Source organism: Segatella copri, from assembly GCF_009494395.1.
Lineage (GTDB): Bacteria > Bacteroidota > Bacteroidia > Bacteroidales > Bacteroidaceae > Prevotella.
The window spans coordinates 1-3,147 of the sequence record NZ_VZCB01000107.1 but is presented as its reverse complement, the minus strand read 5'-3'; the positions used below and the strand labels follow the sequence as shown (position 1 = coordinate 3,147).

The 3,147-nt window shown below is 42.8% G+C and carries 4 protein-coding genes; all 4 read left to right on the top strand.

From position 1 onward, the window contains the following. Positions 1-76: 76 nt before the first annotated feature. The 4 genes from F7D73_RS15830 to F7D73_RS15815 all read left to right on the top strand — a co-directional run bounded on the left by F7D73_RS15830 (position 77) and on the right by F7D73_RS15815 (position 3,055). Positions 77-403 (top strand): hypothetical protein, encoded by a 327-nt coding sequence (locus F7D73_RS15830; RefSeq protein ID WP_118417188.1) that lies wholly within the window; start codon positions 77-79, stop codon positions 401-403. Then, positions 400-732, top strand: a complete 333-nt coding sequence (gene tnpB / locus F7D73_RS15825; RefSeq protein ID WP_118417187.1) for an IS66 family insertion sequence element accessory protein TnpB — start codon at positions 400-402, stop codon at positions 730-732. The genes F7D73_RS15830 and tnpB overlap by 4 nt, the downstream gene beginning before the upstream one ends. Further along, complete coding sequence (locus tag F7D73_RS15820; protein WP_153126279.1) at positions 729-962, top strand: hypothetical protein; 234 nt, start codon at positions 729-731, stop codon at positions 960-962. Before tnpB ends, F7D73_RS15820 begins: the two co-directional genes overlap by 4 nt. Before the next feature lie 92 nt (positions 963-1,054). Further along, a complete protein-coding gene (locus F7D73_RS15815) occupies positions 1,055-3,055 on the top strand; it encodes an IS66 family transposase (RefSeq protein ID WP_153126277.1) in 2,001 nt (666 codons plus the stop codon). Positions 3,056-3,147: the final 92 nt, after the last annotated feature.

Genomic DNA, 3,147 nt, shown 5'->3' with positions numbered 1-3,147 from the left:
GGTAAACCACCAATACAGCGTAAGGTGGGGTAAATGAAAAATATTATCTTTGCAACCGTTTTAAAATTCACATAAAATGGAAAGCAAAGAATATTTTGAAAAGGTGATGCAGGACTACAACCAGAACCGAAAGGGACGTAGCCTGCGTAAGTATTGCAAAGATGAAGCAGTCGATTATGATTGGCTCATCCAGTACAAGAAGAACTATCCTTTACAGGAGAAACAGCAGGAACCATCGCAAGATGCTTTCATACCTATTACTATAAAGGATGTTGCTCCAAAGCCAACAACCTGGCAAGTGGAGACCTTAATTCTGAAATCTCCTGATGGAGAGCAGATAGAGATAAAGAGTAACAGTTTGTTTGTCGTGGCAGAATTGCTGCATAAAATGTCGCAGCCATGATAAACTTTGATAGCAGAACTAAGTTTTTTATGAAGTCCACTCCTACCGACATGCGTAAGGGATATGAAGGATTGGCTTCTATAGTGCGTGATGTCATGGGACATAATCCTCGAAATTACAATGAGGCTTTTGTCTTTTATTCCAAGGACTATCGCAAGGTAAAAATCTTGCATTATGATATAAATGGTTGGGTTCTTTGCTCGAAATGGTTTACTGACGGTAAGTTTCTCAAGCCGGAGTTCGAGGAATGCAAGATTACGCATGAGTTATCAAGGGAAACTTTGATATTGATAATGTCTACGTCGGTTCAGACAAAAATTAGAATATGAGTATACAAGATAAAATATCAGCATTGGAGGCAGAGATTGCTGCCGCCAATGCCCGTATAACTAAGGCAAAAGCCCAAACAGCTGCTGCCGAGCGGAGAGCGGCCGAGAATAGTGCCCGTGCCTCCAAAAACGAGAATGAAGTACTAAAGTTACTTTCGAGTCCAAATTTTCCAGAGGCTGAGAAACAACGCATTTTGGCTAAGATGAGAGCCTTTGGTAGTAAAGTATAGTTGTATCTAACTAATTGAAAATCAGTTATTTATATACAATATTTAACGGTAAATATTTGCGTATCTCACTGATTTTTAGTACCTTTGCATACATGAATACAAGAGACAACATACAGGCTGAACTCCAAGTTTTACGCATGGAGAACGTTCGTTTGACCAATGAGTTGGTCAAACGTAACGATTATGCCAGTTTCTTGGAGGATGAAAACAAGACGGTAGAGGAAGAGACTCGCCAAGAGTACGAGGACAAGATTTCCTTAATGGAGATGGAACGCGACAATGCCTTTGCAAAAGCCAAGGAGGCAGAGAAGGAGGTCCAGGCTGCTAACTTGAGGGTAGAAAAGGAAAAGATGCGTGCCGATAATGCAGAGCAAATGCTGGGCGAGGCACGCAAGGCTCTTGAGGAGAGCAATAAAAGAATATCTGTTCTATCAAAGAAAGTGAAGACTATTGATGACTTGAAGGAAGTGGCTGACGCTGCCGATAAGGCTGCGTTGGACGCCAAGCAAGTGGTCGAGTTAATTAACCGTAGAGTGTTCCAACGCAACAGTGATGCCACTCGTTTCCTAAACGGTGAGATAGATCCTAATTGTCCATTGTTAGAGGAAAATGGCCTCGCAGCTATTGTCAAGCATGTGATGGCTGTAACCAGTGGAAAGGATCGCAACGGAATGGATGATTCTGCAAAGAAGAAAACAAATAGGCCAAAGGTTCGGGTTCCGAAACAAAAGACCGATAAGTCCAAGCCTTCTTTGGATACCGAGTCAAATACTCCTTGTCGCCGTCGTGTATATACAGCAACCATCTTGGAAGAAATGGGCATTGATACCAGTAATCTCCCTAAAGGCTCCAAGCTGATAAAACGAAAGGACAAGGTGACAGGTGAGGATACGTGGTATATCCAGCTATTCTTTCATACTCCAGCTAAGGTAACTTGCCGTGAATACAAGATTGGTCGATTCAATGTTCCTAAGAGTGACCCAATGTGTAGCAAGCGCCCGGTTAGAATCTTGGAGAGCAATCCTGTTATGCCAAGTTTTGCAAGATTCTATTTGGAGTCAAAGTTTTGCTATAACCTTAGCGAGAATTGTATTCTTGAGATGTTGAAGGGAATGAAGACGAACATACCTCAGTCTTCCTTGAACTTATGGATGCATCAGATTATGGAGATGTTGAGGGAAAGACTTGAACCATTGATGCTGGAAGCTATCCGACAGTCTAAGTTTACCAACAATGATGCAACTCGTTTGCTGGTACGTAGCAGGGAAACACCTGATGACCCTCTGAAATATACAATAGAGTATGTTCAGGCAGCTCTCTCCTTGGAGAAAAAGCTTTGTGTGATGCTCTATGATGAGGGTACCCGCGACCACATGTTACAAGAAGAGAAAATCTTCAAGGATTCTTCCATTGTCGGTTTCGTAGCAGACAGAGCTCCTCAATATCCAGCTATAGTCAAAGACCTGGAAGGACAAGAGTTGTTGCGCCAGGCCTGTTGGTTCCACGCTCGCCATTATTTGGTGGATGCCTATTTGGTAGATTCGAGAATGGAAATGCTTTTGATATTGATCAATGCTTTGTTCTATATCGAGCGAGTCTTCTTACAAGAGGATGACCAAAGTCCAGAACATCGCCTGGAGTTCCGTAAAGAGTGGAGCGAGCCTATCGTTGATCGCATCATGGAAATGCTCAAAAAGATGCGTGCTGCAGGTGACAAATATGGTCAGATGGTTCACAGAGCCGTAGATTACATACTTGATGACGAAGATGCCTTCCGAACATTCCTTTCGGACGGCCGAATCGACATGCACAATATTGCCATAGAGAGATGTTTTAGACATATCGCTATGGGAAGACGCAATTGGCTTCAGACAGGAAGTCACTTCTCTGCCCAGAATTTGGCGTTTATGTTCGGGTTGTTGGAAAGTTGCAAATTGAACAAAGTGAACTTTGGTGAGTACATTGAGGATATCCTTACTCGCATTCTTTGTGGCGAGGAGGTTGATGCCTCGTTCCTGCCATGTGACTATGTTCGCCATTTTGAAGATGGTACGGATGCTGAGGTAACGAAGACCTCCCAAGCCGTCGCTTGATTGTTAAATTTTAGAAAATCAAAACTTTATTCAAAAATACTGGTACGGCTAACCCGCTGATAAATAGTGGGGACGCTGTATTGGTGGTTTAC

Excerpts from the sequence above, each read along its gene's own strand:
- F7D73_RS15820 (WP_153126279.1), top strand. The coding sequence starts at position 729 with ATGAGTATACAAGATAAAATATCAGCATTGGAGGCAGAGATTGCTGCC.
- tnpB (WP_118417187.1), top strand. The coding sequence starts at position 400 with ATGATAAACTTTGATAGCAGAACTAAGTTTTTTATGAAGTCCACTCCT.
- F7D73_RS15830 (WP_118417188.1), top strand. The coding sequence starts at position 77 with ATGGAAAGCAAAGAATATTTTGAAAAGGTGATGCAGGACTACAACCAG.
- F7D73_RS15815 (WP_153126277.1), top strand. The coding sequence starts at position 1,055 with ATGAATACAAGAGACAACATACAGGCTGAACTCCAAGTTTTACGCATG.